This window comes from Pedobacter borealis DSM 19626 (assembly GCF_000708285.2).
Taxonomy (GTDB): domain Bacteria; phylum Bacteroidota; class Bacteroidia; order Sphingobacteriales; family Sphingobacteriaceae; genus Pedobacter; species Pedobacter borealis.
Genome location: NZ_JAUG01000039.1, coordinates 1 through 18,451, shown reverse-complemented (window position 1 = coordinate 18,451; position 18,451 = coordinate 1). Strand labels below are relative to the sequence as shown.

Annotated in this window: 9 protein-coding genes; 1 reads left to right on the top strand and 8 read right to left on the bottom strand. The window is 39.4% G+C overall.

Annotation, left to right across the window (positions count from 1 at the left end; genetic code table 11):
- Positions 1–43: 43 nt before the first annotated feature.
- The 8 genes from AW17_RS12280 to AW17_RS12245 all read right to left on the bottom strand — a co-directional run bounded on the left by AW17_RS12280 (position 44) and on the right by AW17_RS12245 (position 17,199).
- Positions 44–1,555, bottom strand: coding sequence for an alpha-L-fucosidase (locus AW17_RS12280; protein WP_029276772.1), 1,512 nt, complete (start codon positions 1,553–1,555; stop codon positions 44–46).
- A 664-nt stretch (positions 1,556–2,219) separates the two neighbouring features.
- Positions 2,220–4,196, bottom strand: coding sequence for a heparin-sulfate lyase HepC (gene hepC / locus AW17_RS12275; RefSeq protein WP_036669810.1), 1,977 nt, complete (start codon positions 4,194–4,196; stop codon positions 2,220–2,222).
- 166 nt (positions 4,197–4,362) lie between these two features.
- Entirely contained in the window at positions 4,363–5,967 is a 1,605-nt protein-coding gene (locus tag AW17_RS12270) for a RagB/SusD family nutrient uptake outer membrane protein (protein WP_029276770.1), read from the bottom strand.
- Positions 5,968–6,020: 53 nt separating this feature from the next.
- On the bottom strand, positions 6,021–9,407 hold the full coding sequence (locus tag AW17_RS12265) for a TonB-dependent receptor (protein WP_167343673.1): 3,387 nt from the start codon (positions 9,405–9,407) through the stop codon (positions 6,021–6,023).
- A gap of 278 nt (positions 9,408–9,685) precedes the next feature.
- Positions 9,686–10,891: a FecR family protein gene (locus tag AW17_RS12260; protein ID WP_029276766.1), complete on the bottom strand. Its 1,206-nt coding sequence runs from the start codon at positions 10,889–10,891 to the stop codon at positions 9,686–9,688.
- Between the two features lie 197 nt (positions 10,892–11,088).
- Positions 11,089–11,715, bottom strand: coding sequence for an RNA polymerase sigma factor (locus AW17_RS12255; RefSeq protein ID WP_029276764.1), 627 nt, complete (start codon positions 11,713–11,715; stop codon positions 11,089–11,091).
- 260 nt (positions 11,716–11,975) lie between these two features.
- Complete coding sequence (locus tag AW17_RS12250; RefSeq protein WP_051691803.1) at positions 11,976–15,347, bottom strand: DUF5107 domain-containing protein; 3,372 nt, start codon at positions 15,345–15,347, stop codon at positions 11,976–11,978.
- A gap of 505 nt (positions 15,348–15,852) precedes the next feature.
- Positions 15,853–17,199 (bottom strand): sugar porter family MFS transporter, encoded by a 1,347-nt coding sequence (locus tag AW17_RS12245; protein ID WP_029276760.1) that lies wholly within the window; start codon positions 17,197–17,199, stop codon positions 15,853–15,855.
- 184 nt (positions 17,200–17,383) lie between these two features.
- Between AW17_RS12245 and AW17_RS12240 the strand changes: the two genes are divergently transcribed.
- Entirely contained in the window at positions 17,384–18,289 is a 906-nt protein-coding gene (locus AW17_RS12240; RefSeq protein ID WP_029276759.1) for an AraC family transcriptional regulator, read from the top strand.
- Positions 18,290–18,451 lie beyond the last annotated feature (162 nt).

Below are 18,451 nucleotides of genomic sequence, written 5' to 3'. Positions count from 1 at the left end.
ATGGTTTCATATTAATTTTTTTCTTTACTAATACCTTATATAATCACAGTTCAATTTGTACAACATCGACCAGACTGGTACGCATTGAAGCGGGAAGTTTAACTTGGACCTGCTCATCAGAATAACTGAACTTTAACGATTTGGCTGACCCCAATAGCTTCACCTTCTTTGGTTTGCTTGCTGTTTTTAGCGTCAACACGATATCTTTGGCTGGAAGTCTGTCCTTCTCATACATACCATTATCTTTAAATTCGGGAATTGCAAAAAGGTAACGGAAATTGTTATTTGACGTTGCAGGTACCGAAGCTGTTTCAGCTACAGGCAACTGCTTTGTGTTTTTTACTGCTTTTCCATTCGCTTTCATCCAATGTGCTATAACTTTTAAATTCTCATATACAGCCTCCGGCATCGAACCATCAGCTTTAGGGCCAATACTTGGTAAATAATTAACTCCCCAGGCGCGCATGGCAACATATTGCCCCAAAATAAATGCATTGGAACGAAAAGGAAGAGTATTACTGTTATTCCAACTTTCTGTCCAAGTATTACAGAACTCTGCCCAGGTATCACCAGGGTCTTTTGCGGGAGGAGTTCGTTCAAAGGTTATAAAATCGCCTGTACCATGCATGCGGGGATTCATTACAATACCTGGCTGCAAACGTCTAATTTCTTCCTGAGTTAGCACATTGGATGGATTATCTATAGCTGCCCGGCCATCAAACCAAAGTAAATCTATTTTGCCATAGTTCGTCAACAGTTCCGTTAACTGTCCACGTACCATTGCAGCATAGGCTGCACGGTGTTTGGCAGTTTCTTCGGCATTTGGTTTAGAAGTTCGAGGATTCAAATCTGCGTCCAATTCAGGAAAAGTAGGATTATGCACTCTTGCCTCCTGGAAAAAGAAGTTCTCATAATCCTTGTTAAAATGCCAATCAGGTGGGGAGAAATAAAGTCCAACCTTTAAACCATATTTGCGGCAGGCATTAATAAAAGGCCGTACTAAATCCTTGCCTCCTATAAAATTTTTAGTGCTAAAATCGCCATAAGCACTTGGCCATAAGGCAAATCCCTCGTGGTGTTTGGTGGTTAATACAGCGTAGGTAAAACCGGCTTCTTTCGCAGCCTTAATCCATTTGTCAGGGTCATAATTTTGAGCCGTCAAATCCTTTGCCATCGCCCAATAATCATTTGGGGTTATAAAGAAACTTCCCCCATTTATTTTTTCGTAATCCCGTTCCCTTACTACCCTTTTAATTTCAAGTGTATCGATTTTTTTTGATCGCAATCCCCAACCGACTACCATTGGCCAGGATGCGCCAATATCCTTTACAGATGATAATCCCCAATGCACAAAGAGCCCTAATCCGGCATCAGGATACCATTGCGCATCAGGATTGCTAGTATGGATATGTGTAGAATTTTTATCTACTGTATTTCCAATTTGATCATGCTCCGATTTAACTCGATCGCCCTCTTTTTCTTGTCCAAAAATTTGACACGAAACTATACTCAATAGTAAACAGGTAATAAACTTTGTTCTAATATGTTTATTCATAAATTATTGTTTAGCTGCAGTTATGATTTAATGGTTATAAAAGAGATGTATACTCTATTTGAAAATAACACCTCTTATTTTTAATTTATTTTTGTCATTGTTAAAGTTTTGCCATCGGCACTATTATCTTAACAAAATACATCCCTCAGCAAGTCGGGATACATCAAAATTGGCATCGCTACTTTCCATTTTTTATTCAATACCATTTGCTAAATAGATCAAAAACAAATGCTTCTGAAGTACCGTTATATCCAGTAATATTGATGTTTAATATATCTTTTATAGAAATCGGATAGACTTGTACAGTAACCTTTTCATCCGTATATAATTTGTTTTTTAATGATGATGAAGCCGTCATGAGCAATATTTTTCACAGTTTGTCTATTTTTAGTCGGTGTTCAAGAGCTCGCAAGCTCGGTTCATTTCGCTTTGTGAGTGTCTGCTCACGACGGTTCCATATTATTTTTTTCTTTACTAATACCTTATATAATCACCGTTCAATTTGTACAAAATCGACCTATTTGGTCGGTAGGATGCTGGAGGATCTTAACATATATAAGTAAGTTTCGTAATTAAGAACCCGTCCAATTCTTTTCATCAATGGCTCCTTTGTTAAAGCATCGTATAAAACAGGATAACCTAAGGAGCCAGTTTATGATTATCGTTAAAACAACTTTGCTGCTATAGTTGATTTTTTGCCGTTAACAGTTATCGTAATGTTTAAATTACCATTTTCATAATCGTTTGCGGCATTTTCCTCCATGCTTATATCCGGAGCGCTGTTTCCATTATATGGAAAAACCACCGAGATAAAACGCTGTGGCTGTTCAGTGATCTTTGGCTTTTCGTACACAAAAGCTGGCCTTGCCAGTTCTTTGCGGTAAGCATAAGATACTTTCCCTTCCTCCTCCTTTAGGGATACTTTGTCTCTGTTCAAATACTGAATCAGCAAATTGTTCCCATCAGGATAATTGGTATAAACTTTATATTTTCCTTTATCAAAAAAAGGGTTAGCATCTTCTTTTAGCTGGAAATGTATGCCTAGGTTACCCCTGGCTTTACCCATCGCCGCATCAATAATCAGAAAATATTTTTTATCGATAAATAATACGCTGCGACGGTGGTTTAAATCAGGATAGCTTGGGTTGGTATAGGTAAGGATATCAATATTTTTCCCGGTCGCCCATTTGTTAAGCTGTGCTTTGGTAATAACCATGTTTGCATTATCGAGCGTAAGGGTGCTGTGTACACGGGTTTGTCGGTAAGCATTTCTAAGCCTCATGACCTCAGCATCGCCACCGTAGATATAGCAACCGGCATCGGGTGTAAAGTTTCTGCCTTTTACCCAAAGTTCAAATGTACCATTATCAGGCTGGGCGTGAAACTCTCCCGGGGGGCTCGCCTTTAATACCATAACGGTAGATTTTTTGTCCCACCCGTTTCTAAATGTATAAAACCCTGAAGTGCATAATCCTTTGGACAAATAAGAAGGGATATTTCCTTCTTTTCCATCGGTTGCAAAATACTTTATCACATCATTCTGAGGAAAAATTTTCGACCATGTAGCAAATTGTTTTATCCTGAGATTTTTATCAACCGGGAACGAATCGCCAAACATTGGATTGTTATAATCCGGGAAAGTATAATTGATAGTGGCCATGATCATCCGTTCTATAATCTGGGTATAGCTTTCAGGAAATTCTTTTTCCAAACCTGCCATTTTTGCGGCGTTATAAGCACTTAAGAATATCTCTATAGCTGCAATATGATAAACAGGAGAGAGTTCGAACTGAGCACCATCCGGATAAATCTGTTTTTTGATTTGCGTATTCAGTACCCCGATGCCATCTCTTCTCCAGCTACCGGCGTTTTTTAACTCTGGGAAAAATGCCCCGGCAAATAGTACGCTTTGTGCCGCAAAAAGCAGATGATTGCCATGTTCGGTACTATGGGGAAGAATATATCCTGCCTGTTGGTTGTAACTGCTCAAAAACTCCATTAAAAATGCTGGAGAAAAATTGGGCGAGTTAACAAATAAATTAAATGAACTAGGAAGGCCTAAAACTCTTAGTGATACTTCTAATGGCCGCCACGCAATCCTATCATTTTCTTCATTGAGGCCGAAAGGGTTTTTTCTGACCCAATCCCGGAACTGGAACACCCATTCTTTGGAATATTTCTCATCTTCACTACTGCGGTAGGCCAGCCCCATAGATTGCCACCAGGTGACACGATGCAGTTGCCAGCGAATTTCGTCATCTTTTATCGGCCAATATTGCCAGTCAATGTCTTTCCCATAATCAAAAAAACCATATCCGCCATGGGGTTTGAATTTATGAATCAGGGCATTGTCTGCTTTTTCCTGTTCGGCCGCTTCGATAGGTTTTCCGGCAAAAGCAGCGCTGTCGGCCACATTAAATTCCGGGTGTTTTACCGTTGACCTTTTCCGATAATACTCCAGTAACTCTTTCGCGGCCTCATTATATTTTTCGGCCAATACAGCTTTCCGGACTTTTTCAAGCCCCGGATAGTTAAGATCGATAATGTTAAAACTATCTTTCTTTATTGCAGTTTCCTGTGCGTTGGCAAACCAAAACACCAGCAACAGAAAAGTCGTTATACCCGTTTTCTTAAACTTCATCATTTATGGAACATTCATATAATGGTCGTATTTACAAAAAAAGAATTCCCTCTTGAAAAATCTCGGTCTAGTAAACCTAGGAGAAGTAAACATTAGAAAACATTTTTTCAGCAAAGATTTTAAAAACAGCCCCCCATTATTAAGGGGGTGCTGTTACATTTTATTCTTATTGTTTAAAACCATTATTTAAGTCTGTTTCGGTAGTAGGAACAGCCCAAGCAAAACCTTTATCGGTATAAGGTACAGATCCAGCACCTCTTTCGCCATTTCCGACATCAACTTTTAGGCCTCTTAAATAATCTATCCTGTCTCCCTCGCAATACATTTCAATAAGACGCTCATCACCAATCATCTGAGCAGTAATATTGCCTGCGGTTACGAAACGACTTGAGCTTTCGTAAGTTTGTCCTGCAGCTGTTGCATCCCATGCACGCTTCCTAACAATATTAAGATCGCTTGCTGCACCGGTCATATCACCTGCTTTAAATCTGCAGATGGAACGGGTTAGATACATTTCTGCGAGCCTGATTAGCGGATAATTTGTATATTTTGCAGCAGCAGTTCCTATAGTTCCTCCTCTAAAAGCTTTATTAGCAAATACACTGGTATGTGTGATCCTAGTATCTTTGTACCATCGATCTGGTGTTTGTGCAGCTGCAGGGATGGAAGCAGGCTCTCTTACGGCCATCAACTGTGTAAAACGTTTGTCATACAATGCAGCGTTATTGAAAGGTTGATTTGTAGTTAAACCGTCATTCATCCAACCAATTCTTTTTATCGTTGATGCTTCTATGTTGCATTCAGTCCAGGCATTTACCACATCTACTCTCTGATGGTTGTAAGCACCAAATAGTTGAGCCTGTTGGGCAGTCGTTTGATCATAATACGGAATCCATAATATAGACTCATTCCCACGAGACAAGGTATTTTTATTGAAAGCTTGTATCGGGTCTTCGCTCAGGTTGTAGTCTCCTCCATTCTGATCAATAACATAATCAGTGTATGTCTTTGCCTTGTCATAGTTACCCATAGCAAAGTGAACACGTGCCAACATAGCTGCTGCTGCAAATTTATTAGCGCGCCCAGCCTGATATGACATGCTCATTTTTCCAGCAATATAGCGCTCGGGCAAAAGTGAATAGGCTTTTTCAAAATCAGACTGTATTTGTGACCATACCTCCTGAACTGTTCCTATTTTACTATTTGTAGCATCAGTATAATCAGTAGCCGTTTGTAATATCAATGGTATCTGTTTTGCATTATTAGCACCTCCTGGTACGTAGGCATTACAAAAAACAGTAGCATTCATATAATAGGCAAATCCTCTAAGAAAATAAAGCTCGCCAATTACTCGATTCAAATTATACTTTTTATCGTCGTCACTTATTGTTGGGTAAGGGTTTCCGCCATTTTTATCCACAAACTTAAGCGCGTCATTTACTGAACCTATAACTTTATATGAATTTATAAATACGTCAGGTAAAAATTGTTTTTGATTTTGTGAATCACGGAAGTATCCCCAAGAATCACCTGGGGCAATCCAAGAAACATCATCGGCTTCAGCATTTTTATACAAAGTCCAGCTATTATAAGCATTGGAGTAGCCACCTGTTGCAAAAAGCTTAAAATAGGAACCTATCGCAGCTCTGTCAAAATCAGCAAGTGTTGTCCAAGGACTCTGTACCGGCCTTTCCAAATCGAAAAAAGATTCCTTTTTGCATGCTGTACACAGCATCAAAACAATACATATAAGAAATAATATTTTTTTCATCTATAAATAATTTATATTGACTTGAAGTCAACTGATTTATAATTTATTAATGTTTAAAATTTAACCGAAGCCCCAAAGCTTGCAGAAAATAATTGTGGTATATCCCAAGAAATAACATAGCCTTGTCCTTCAGGATCCCATCCCGGGTACTTGCTCTTCGTATAAAGATTCTCGAAACTGGCATAAAGCCTGATACTTTGGATTGACTGCTGAATTTTTGATTTCAACGGAAGGGTATAACCCAAGGTTACCGATTTTAATTTTACAAAATCGCCTTTGTAAAGGAATTGAGATGTAAGAGAACGGGAGTCGCCAAAATTCTGTGAAATGCCGTTTGCATCTTTATAAATATTACCTCTCAATAATAAACGCGCATACTTGGCATCATCACCTGGGTTTTTCCAGTAATTGTCATAATAATCAGTTGGTAAAGAAGCGTTAGCAACCAAACCTTGACCGATTAAATTTCTATAATACTGATCATAAATGTAATTACCGCCTGAAAAAGAAACTAAAAAGCTTAAATCAAATGACTTATAATTAAACTGGTTAAAAAGACCCCCGTAGTATTTTGGGATTTCGTTTTTATTATTCATATGGAAATAATTACTACTTGCATTATTCACATTAGCATCTAAAAGTACATCATTCCCATTCGCATCTTTCAACCTTCTTGTTTCTCCGGTTTGGCCATAATAAGTCTTGTCAAGGGCATATATTTTAGGTAATCCTGTTTTCGAGTCAATTCCAGCATAATCAGCAAGATAATAATCACGAATTCCAGTACCAACTTTTGTGATATAGCCCGAAGCCACCATTCCTGTCCCTTTTGAATCAATTTGTGGAGTTAGTTTTTTAACCTCGTTGTGGTTAAATGCAACATTGAATGTTGTTTGCCACTTGAAATTATCGGACTTGATGTTAACGGAAGTTAACGAAAGTTCGATTCCTCTGTTTACCAAATCGCCAATATTATTCCAAAGTGTTCCTGAGTTTACCCCAGCTGAAGGTGGCAAGGATACTGAAAGAAGCAGATTTTTAACGTATTTGTTATAGTAAGCAATCGATCCGTTTATACGATTATTAAAGAAACCGAAATCAACTCCAAAATCAGCACTGTTAGTCGTTTCCCAAGTTAGATTATCTACTCCTAAGGTATTAAGCTGGGTCCCGTTTGTAGCTGTAATATCACTACTACCATAGGCTAAAGCATTGGTATACCCATTCGCATTCAATTTCGAAGGAATATTTGAATTACCCGTTTGACCGAAACTCCCTCTTATTTTTAAGAAATTTTTTCTTCCAAAATCGCCCATAAATGCTTCATCACTAATAATCCACCCCGCAGAAAAAGCCTTGAAGGTACCCCATCTATAATTAGGGGTAAATACGGTTGATCCATCTCTTCTTAAACTAAAACCGAGCAAATATTTGTCCTTGAATTTATAATTGGCCCGGCCAAAATAGCCCAGACGGTAATTTTCATTGCTTAATGAAGATGACATATTTGTTTTTTGATTTGGTGTTCCCAATTCTTGGTAACTACCTACTAAATCTCTTCCATCCATACTTCGATACCATCCGGTTGTTCTTTGACCTTCCATTCCTCCAACAAGATTTAAGTTATGGTCACCAAATTGCTTATTATATGTCAAGAAGAAATTATAATTTGAGGTTTTAGATGTAACTGCTAAGTCAGAAGCTGCTGTATATCCATCAGGACGAATATTGGCTGACTCCCAATGGTTTGAATTTGCCTGTTGAAAATCCATAGATATCTCTGTACGAGCCGATAGCCCATCTACAAAGGGAATACGATACTCAGCGTAAGTACCAACCAATACGCGGTATATATCATAATCAGTCAAATTATTTGCCCGGTCGTTTAATGCCGCAGGATTACCTGCTTTTGGGTTTAAATAGAAAGTCGGGTTGGCTAAACTGTAAACAGGCAGCATCGGTGTGGTATATATGGAACTGAATGGTGCATTACTCTGATCCGGTGCCAGAGGATTGAACGATCCTCCGCTCTGATTCCTTTTTGAAGCGTTCAGATTGATTCTTACTCCTGCATCGAAATGGCTGGTTGGTTTAAGATCGATATTCGCTCTTAGTCCATAACGTTCAAGCTTATCATTTTTCATCACACCTTCATCTGTTCTATAATTTCCGGACACGAAGTATTTGACATTTTTATCACCTCCAACAACCGAAAGATTGGCACTGTGGAATGATCCATTTTTCATCATTTCTTTCTTCCAATCTGTATTGGTTGCTAATGCCTGATCTCTTGTAAGCTTCTCAGTTATATTCGCCCCAAGTGAATAATAATCAGTTTCCATGTCGAATTTCCCCATCCCATTGCTGGTTTTGGATAAATCCAGCATTTCAAAAAGTTGGTTGGTGTTAACTGTCTTAACTTTTTTCAAAGGTAAATCAGAAATTCCCGTACTGTAATCAGCACTTACTAAAATCTTTCCATCAACACCAGACTTTGTAGTGATTAGGACAACACCATTTGATCCCCTGGAGCCATAAATAGAAGTTGCAGCGGCATCTTTCAACACCTGAACTGACTCGATATCCGTTTGATTAACAAGTGACATATCACCAATTACCGGAACACCATCGATAATATAAAGAGGAGATGTACCTGCACTAATCGAACTTACCCCACGAACCAGGACATTAACACCCGCACCTAACTTTCCTGAGGTTGATTGAACGCTCACTCCCGCAGCCTGTCCCTGTAAAAGGGACAATACATTTGTAGAGTTACCTACTGTTTTAAAAGTCTCTGCTTTTACAGTTGCAACACTACCAATCAAATCTCTTTTATTTTGAGTACCATAACCCACCACAACAACATCATTCAATTTGGCGTCAGTTTGCTTTAATGCAATATTTCCTAAATCTTTACTGGCCTTTACTTCTACAGTCACATACCCTATAAAAGAAACCTCCAGTAATGCGCTCTCATCTACCCCTTTTAACTGAAAGTTCCCGCCATTATCGGCAGTCGCAGCCTTTGTAGTACCTTTCACTTTCACCGAAGCACCGGGAAGCGGCTTCCCATCAGCGTCTACAATTCTACCAGAAATGTCAATGACCATATTGACAGCCTGATCAGGCTCAATCAGGATCTTTTTGGATTTTCTGACAATGATTGTTTTATTTTCGATTTCATAAGTCAAAGACTGATTTTCGAAAGACTTTTTCAAAACATCATTTAAAGGTGCTTTGTTGAAATCGAGGTCAATTTTTTTGAAATTTCCGGCCTCAATACCAACCCAGAGCACATTATAGCCAGTTTGCTTGGTAATTACCTTAAAAAGCTGTTCCAGGGAAACATTTTTCTGCTTTATGGTTATTTTCTGTGCAAAACCTGTTGCACTTACCTGCATAATAGTCACTATTAATAAAACGCTCGTCAGTTTCATAGTCAACAGGATTTTTGGCAATAGCCGATTAGGCCAACATACATTATTGGTGTAATTTTTATACATTTGGATTTCTGTTTAGATTAAAAAAGGAATTCAACACTCATTTTCGGTTTAATCAGACATGCTAATCTGGGGCGCTTGCTACGTTCCAGATTTTTTTATATGATTACCGTTTTAGTTTCCGCTAAGGCACATTTCTGGGTTTTCTCATGGTTGGTTAGTTTGAGTTTATATTTGGTTAGTTAACAAGGCTCCTTATAGATAGCGCCTTGAGTTTATTTTTTATTACAGACAATTACCGTTCGGCCCTTAATTGTAAATTGTAGCCCCCCTGTTTTTTCGAATAAAGCCAAAACTTCTGAAACTTTATCGAACTTGGATATGCTTCCTCCTACGGGCAAGCTTTCAAGATTTTGGTCCTGGTACTCAACCTCTATATCATACCACCTGGCTATTTTATTCAGGGCGGTCTTCAACAGCTCATTTTCAAAAACAAAGCGTCCGTTTTTCCAGGCTATACTGCTCTCGGTATCAACCGCATTTACTGTTAAAGTGCCTGTTTTGGCTGACACCCCCTCTTCGCCCGGCTTGAGTAAAATCCTACGGTTGATTTTTACAGCACCTTCCAGCAAGGTAGTTTTTGTAACCTCTTCATCAGAATAGCTGTTGAGATTAAAGTGGGTGCCCAGCACCTCTACCTCTTGTCGATCCGTTTTCACGATGAAGGGATGTATTTTATCTTTTGACACCTCAAAATAAGCTTCTCCACTTAATTCCACCCTGCGTTCACCGGTCCCGCTAAAAGAACTGGGATATTTTAATGATGTAGCCGCATTTAGCCAAACCCTGGTACCATCAGGTAAACTTACCTGATACTGTTCCCCTTTCGCAGTCGAAAGGGCGTTCATCTGATGGGTATCCTGTCCATTTTGAGCTTTTACTTCATAAACCAGCATCCCATCTGCCGCTTTGGTAATTACAACTCCAGCTTCTTTGGCAAGCTCTCCGTTTGCTGCTGCAGATAAAACAATTTTTTTTCCGTTTGCCAGGGTTAAGGTAGCTTTATTGCTTCCAGGCTTAATTTCACTTCGTTTAGCTAAAGCTGAGGGTACAGGCAAGGGCTTCGGATTCCTTAAGTTATATAAGCCAATTGTAGTGATCAGCAGTATAATCGATGCAGCAGCAATGTATATCCAAAGTGGTCTGATCTTTTTATTTGTATTATTTCCAGGCCTTTCAACAAATTTCAACTGCTGTTTTGCCGAAATCAAAGCCAAGTCCACATCTACAGAATTATAGATCCGGCCTTGATTTTCCAGACTGGCCTCATCAAGAATACTTTCAAATATCTCCTTATGCTCTTGCGAGGCATTGATCCATTGCTCCAATTCCTCCAGCTCACCATCGTTGAGTTCATTAAAAAGATACCCACAGATTAGCGCTGCTATGCGGCTACTGAAATTTACATTTGGAAGTTCCATCGTTAATATATTTGGCTCAATTATGTCTATAACCGGATGCCCATTGAATTTGTCCAAAAGATTTTAAACTTTTTTTAGGAAGCCTGTCAAATACCTATTTAAAATCACCTTCCAGATGTTTTTTTACGGGTAAAAAACATGGGAGCATCTATGAAGAGAGATTGTTATCCGCCAGGCCTGGCATGCCCGAAAAGAGCTTAATGCCGGACTCCTGTAAATAGAATAACCGCAATAAGCAGGTATTCGCTATTGGGCAATTTTTGCCTTAATAAATTAAGCCCCCTCATCTTTTGGCTGTTTACTGTACTGATGGCAATCCCTAGTTCTTCCGAAATTTCTTTTGGTTTTTTATCCTCCCTAAAGGTCATATAAATAACTTTACGGCATTGTTCTGGTAAAGTATCTACACATGCAAAAATCCGGCTGATCACCTCAGCATGAATGATATCCTTCAGGGCACTTTGGTCTTCGATGGGCTCATTTGAACCCATTGAAGATTCATATCTGGCCTTTACCTTCTCTTTTTCTAATTGCTTGAAACATGCATTACGGACACAGGTATAAAGAAATGCTTTAATTTTGAAAATATTATCAAAATCTGCCCTACGATTCCATGCCGTGACAAGGCTTTCCTGTGCAAAATCTTGTCCCATACCGGGCTGGGACAGGATACGACTGGCATAAACACACAATAAAGGATAATAGCATGTAAAAATCTGATCAAAGGCCTGCTCACTCCCGTTCTGAAACTCATGTAACAGCATGGGATTAACCTCAATATCCTTAGATTTGATTGATTTCCGCTTATTTGCAATATACCTCATAATTTGTATGCACATATATACATATTATCTCAATATGATCAAACTATTTTAATAAATAACCTGCCGCTTATCATTTGAGGCAGAATAAGACTTGTTTAAATACGAATTTCAGGCTGAACTTTCTCAATTACCTCGTTTGTAATAGCAAACCATTATCTATTCCCTATGCCAGTTCGTAAACTGCTTCCAAAAAAAATTGATTATAAATACTGCTCAGCAGCAAAATGAAATGGGCCTATTTTATACATTTCAGGGCAACCTTATTTTCTAAACGTCTGTTTGTTTATATCCAGCTCTTTTATCTTATCGTAATATTTTTCCGATTCAATCTCATTCCCTAATCCACTATAACCCAATGCCATTACATAATAGCAATGTACCTTGTTGCGATCATTTAGATCATCGTCCCAAATGGCCAGATCTGGAAGAGAAACGGCGAAATAGTCGATTTTAGATTTTTCAAAAAGGTATTTTTCGCCGTGGGCAATAAGTCTGTTAAAACGGCTACGGGCTTTTTCCTCATCACCCAGTTCGCGCCAGGCAAGCCCCTGATAGAAAATTTTATCAGGCTGTTGATCATTATAGAAAAATGCCTGAACAGGCTCAGAAGCCCCCAATGTAGCCTTTACGAAATATATTTTGGCATTTTCTTGGTCCCCAAGACCTTTATAGGCCAGGCCTTTGTAATAATCTATTTCATTTTCCTGGGCATTCGTTAATTTTCCTTCTCCCAGATTATGTGGATATACTTCGGTTTCTTTCAATAATCGTATCGCCTCATCAAAACGTTTTTCATCAATAGCCTTTTTAGCCAATTCCACCCTGCTAAAAGTGTACTGGCCTGTAACTTTTCCTTCCCCACCTTCCCAAGGGTGGAATTTTCGCTGAGCAATCAGATATTTAGCCGTTTCATATTCGCCGGTCTGGTTATACAAAGTAATACGCTCAATGCACAGATCATCCCGTTCTTCAACTAAATCCGGATATCTGTTCAGCATCTCTAAACGTCTGGTGGGTGCAACACCTATTTTTTTGTACAGCTGATCCAATTCCATGAATATTCTGGAATCCGTTTTATCCAGTTCAAATGCTTTTTCAAGTAATTCCTTTGCCAAAACCTTATCCCCACGTTTGTTAAAATATGCCAGTGCTAAATTTCGCAACAGGGTCGGAAACTGGTCATCGGTACTTCGCGAAATTTCCCAGCATTCGATTGCCTCTCCGTATTGACGGAAAGCGTACCAAAAATTACCCAGATAATATGGTGCCCTGCCATCATGTGGATTCAGTGCAATAGCATCCTTAAGAATATTTACTTCCTCAATCCTGTTTGGAAAACATTTTTCTGGAGATAATCGGGCTGCTTTTTCATACCATTCAATCGCTTTCGACCGATTTCCATCCATAGAGGCAAAATAACCTAAAGTATAGTAGACCATAGGATAATTCTCTCTTCCGGCATTGATACAGCCCTGCAATAATTCGCTTGCCTCTTCATATAAACCCGCACCGGCAAAATCAAGTGCATATTCGATATAACCGTGGGACCATCCACGCATGATGGTTTTCATTTCATCAAGGATGGCTTTGTCATTGGTCAATAAATATTTCTCAAAACGGCATCCCATATTAAAGCTGTCAATTTTAAGGGAGTCTTCTATCCAGGCCAATGCTTCTGGCTTCCTTTTTAATTTTCTCAAAACTGATGCCTTCAACTGGCGGGCTTTGTGATTGTGCCAGTTACGGACAAGGCATGATTCGACGCGTTCCAAAGCCTCGCTCCACTCCCCCTTTATACTGTCTATTTGCGCCAGAAGGTAAAAAGAAGCATCCTGCCATGCCGCATTCCATGTTGCCTTAAAAAGTGCCGCATAAGCCTCATCATTTTTGTTCTGCATCTTCAAGCAAAGCCCCAGATTATAGTAGGGTTCCCCATCGTAGGGATTGGGATTGCGTTCGGTCAATGTTTCTATTGCAGTTCTGAAATAGCCTTCCGCTTTTTCAAATTGTCCTCTTCTCATCATCAGCACACCAACAGCATTATTGCACCGTACATCTTTCGGCGCTCTTTTTAAGGCCTCAAAATAGTAGTCTAGTGGATTATAAGTGGCATGGCGGTATTGTTCCAAATGCAGTCCGGTGAGAAACAACTGCTCGATTGATGAAATATCCGCAGGATCCAAGGCTGCCTTTGCAGGATCGGGAATGGCTTTTATTTCGGCTTTTTCTTCTTGATATTGTACTAAAACAGCTCCTTTAGCCGAATAAACGGTAAAAATTAATTCTTCGGATTTTGATTTTTCAACAGAAATGCTTTTTTTGTATGGGTTTGATGGAGAACAAGAAATAACTTCTTCATATAGAAGAACCTCATTTTTATCTTTTAATTCCACTTTTAAATTTTCAAAAAGACTTGTCGTATAGAGAATCAGAACAGCCTTATCCCCTTCCAATTCAACATTGATAATGGCATCTTTGGTAGCATTCTTTACATAACCAACCTCAGAATAGGGCATAAAATACTGCGTCCATGATTTTTCTTCATAGGCTTGCAGCCAGGAGAAATCGGGTTGATTATCCGTAAAAACTCCGGTCATCAATTCAATGTACGGACCGTCCACATCAGTCAGGTTCCTGTCCCAGGCTCGTCCAAAATCGCCATGTCCCCATGTCCACTGTTTTTTTCCGGGGGAAACATGGTGGTTTGCAACATGTAATAAACCAGCCTGAACGCCATCTTCATAACCTCCGACAAAATTGTATTTAGACTGCACCGCCATATAGGATGTGGGGACCGGAATGTTCTTGTATTTTGAAATATCGACACCCGCCGAATAATCCTGCTTATAATACTCACCGGTTGCGATCGGAAATTTGGAGACATCTCTCTTTCCGTGGTCAAAAACGGCATGCACATCGGGTGGAAAAACCGATTTGTAACCATCATTTACAACGACAGCAGGGTTGGCCCACCATAGGAAGGTTTGCGGGAGAGCAGTCCTGTTGTAAACTTTCACTTTGATTTCCAGAAAAGCCTTGTCAGGATGCAAGGTAAACCCTTGCATTCCCTTTGTCCTGAACATTCTTTCTACTTCGTTGCACCAAACCGTTTTGCTCCCATCGGCGTTTTCTTCGATAAGGAAATCCACAGGGAGAAAAGTACTTGGCCGATGGTGCTGGGGCCAATTAAACTCAATCCCACCTGAAATCCAAGGCCCCGTAAGTCCTACAAGTGCGGGTTTGACCACCTGATTGTAATATACAAAATGGCGTTGTTTCACCTTGTCATATGCCATATGGACTCTTCCCCCAAGCTCTGGCAAAATCATTATTTTGATGTATTTATTCTCTAAAAATACCGCATGGTATGATATATCTATTTTTTCATCCGAAATCTTTTCTACAACCGGATAGGGATATACCGCGCCCGAACTCCCCTGATAAATGCGTTTCTCCAGAAAAATCGGGTTTTTCTCTTCTTCACCTATTTGGTAAGTAGGCAATAATATATCTTCTTCCCAAACACGTACTGCTCCATTTTCACTAACAGTAGATTGTATCAAGTAAGCGGTAATTTTTTCGTCTTGAAAAGTTTCAGCGGTATTCGATTCTGTCGAGTTAGAATTTATCATCTTCAATACTATTATTTGTTAATTCGTTTCAATTTTTTTCTAAGAATTCCTTTGGTTTCAACTATTCTTCTCTAGAAAATATATCGGCACAGCCTGCAAGTTCTTTTATACCTATCCCATAAACTCCCATATGCGGTCAGATTACAGTCGATTGGTTGTTAAAAATCAATCGCCTCCTTGAGTCTAATAGCAGACAGACTTGTTTTTTGCCCACCTCCATCCACAACAGATACCGACAAAGTATATTTTTCTGGGTGATCAAACATAATCCAATCCATTGGGCACCAAGCATAAACTGACGAGGATTTTTGTTTATTTTGAGCAACCGCCCTATCGTCACTTTCTATTTTCCATACTATACGGTCTATACGCCAAATCCATCGAAGTCCCAGCAGATCATTTTTCTAAAAAAGTCTGATCTTTATCAGGCCGCTCAGTTTTATCGGTTAAGGTTGTGATCCTTGCCTAAACTTTTATCCCTGTATTTTTTCTGCGATTGTGATTATCAATGCGGCATAAAATTATTTTCCAGTTGTTCAAGGGTCTTTCCCTTGGTCTCCCTTACCTTAAGTTTTATAAAAAGCCAGCCGGCAAAACAAATGGCAGAATAAAAGTAAAATGGGCCATAAGTGCCTATGAGTTTTGCCAGTATAGGAAAAGTAAAGACCAGTATAAAATAGGCCGCCCAGAGGCTTACTATCGATATCGAAGAAGCAATTCCCCTAATATTATTGGGGAATATTTCGGATATAAGCACCCACGTAACCGGAGCCAGCGATGTTGCATAAAGTGCGATGGCCAAAAGCACAAATATGGATATGATATTGGGGTCGGCTTTGATGTTTAGAAAATAAGCAATGGCCAGATAGGCAAAAGCAAGCCCCATAGAACCAATAAGCATCAGCGGCCTTCTTCCTAATCTATCTACCTGCCACATCGCCAGCAAGGTAAAGCAAAGATTGACTATCCCGATTGCAACAGTTTCAAAAAGCTGCCTATCCAGATTTGCACCAACCGCTTCGAAAATTGTAGAGGTATAATTGAATACAACATTTATTCCACACAACTGCTGAAATACAGCAAGGGTTATTCCGATCAAGAGCGCAGGACGGATACTTTTATTAAATACAGCCTTTAGACCTGCAGGCCTTGAGTTTTCAATTGATTTATTGACTTCATTGATCGTATTCATAGCAAACCCATCCTTGCCTATTTTAATAAGTGTTGCACGGGCTTTTTCAATATACCCTTTTTGAATCTGCCATCTGGGACTTTCTGGTAAAAAAGTCACGCCAATGAAGAACACTGTAGAAGGTAATACCCCCAGACCGAACATCCAGCGCCATGCCTCAGGCCCGGTATCGGCGAGAAAATAGTTGACTAGGTTAGTGAGCAGAATACCGAGCACGATCGTAAACTGGTTAATTGCGACATTTCTTCCCCGTATCGCAGCAGGGGAAATTTCTGCAATATATAAAGGGCTTAAAATCGAAGCCATGCCAACCCCGATACCTGCACAGAACCTCATCAGAATGAAAGCTGACAGCGAACTGCTCAAGGCCATACCTACAGAAGAGGCCGCAAAAATCAATGCAGCTAACATCAGTCCGGGTTTCCTGCCAAAAACATCTGCACCTTTGCCCGCAACAAGGCAGCCTACAATACAGCCCAGGGCAAGAGAACCGGTCAAAAACCCTTCCCACCACTCGTTAAGCCCAAACTCGTTTCTTAAAAATGGTAGTGCACCTGAAATAACTGCGAAATCAAAGCCAAACAGATAACCTCCAAGGGCAGATATGAATGAGATAAACAGGATATACCTTGTATTGAAGGAAATGTTTTGGTTTTCCATTTTATTAGTATTATTTGGTTAGAATAAGATATGATACAATTTTATAGAATACTACTCAGCAAGCAAATGGACATTCAACCGAATATGATAGACAAAATTATGATATAGTAAAAACAGATACTGAGTTTAGGGCATCAAGACATAAACATTTGCTATAGCAATTACATTTTCTTACTATTGACAAATGAAATCTCTTCGGAAAAATTTTAAAAAAGATGGTTTTGAAGGTCAACGTGCTATCGTCATCCCGAGAACCATTCTACAAAAATTCTGTATAGGAAATAAACTCATCAACAAATGTTTTATAACCGATATTGGCTACTATCCTAAGGCCAGTTTGCATTTTCGGGAAAGAACTCACGGTGCTGAGCAGAATATACTGATATATTGCGTTGACGGAAAAGGAACCATTAAAATCAACAAAGCATTCCATGAAATCAGCAGCGGAGATTTTATTTTTATCCCACGGGGACAGGCCCATTCTTATAAAACCGATCCTGAGAATCCCTGGACCATTTATTGGTGTCACTTTAAAGGCGAGCAGGCGGATGAGATCATTGAACTTGCAGCCAGAAAATATGGTTCCCCAAAAAGTTATGTTTCTTTCTCCGATGATCGCATAAACCTATTTGATTCCCTATATCAAACCCTTGAAAGTGGATATGGTTTCGATAACCTAAGCTATGTAAATTTGAGGTTCCCTCAATTTTTGTCCTCATTTTTATTCGTTGATAAGTTCGAACAGTCTCCGAAAACGGCAAGCGAGGACCTAATTGAACTCTCGTTCCGATATATGCAGGACAACCTGGATAGAATATTAACGCTGGAGATGATAGCAGAAAACGTAAATATCTCTGCAAGTCACTTCTCAGCAATCTTTAAAAAACGCACAGGTTTTCCTCCGATAGAATATCTGAATCATCTAAAAATCCAAAAGGCCTGTCAGTTCTTACAGTTTACAGACCTAAGGATCAAAGAGATCGCCTTTAAAATCGGATTAGAAGATCAATATTACTTTTCCCGTTTGTTCAACAAGGTTATGGGAATTTCTCCCACCCAATATCGTGAGCAGCGTGGGGCATCTAAATAAGATAGGGAAAATATTTTAGCCGATTACCACCCACAGCTGTGAAAGGAAACTGTGATAAACAACAGCGATGGCAATCGGTAGTTCAAAAAGAATTGTCACAAATAGGTTCAAAGCACTTACACACGGCCAGAAACCTATAAACCTGAGTTCGATAATTATTTG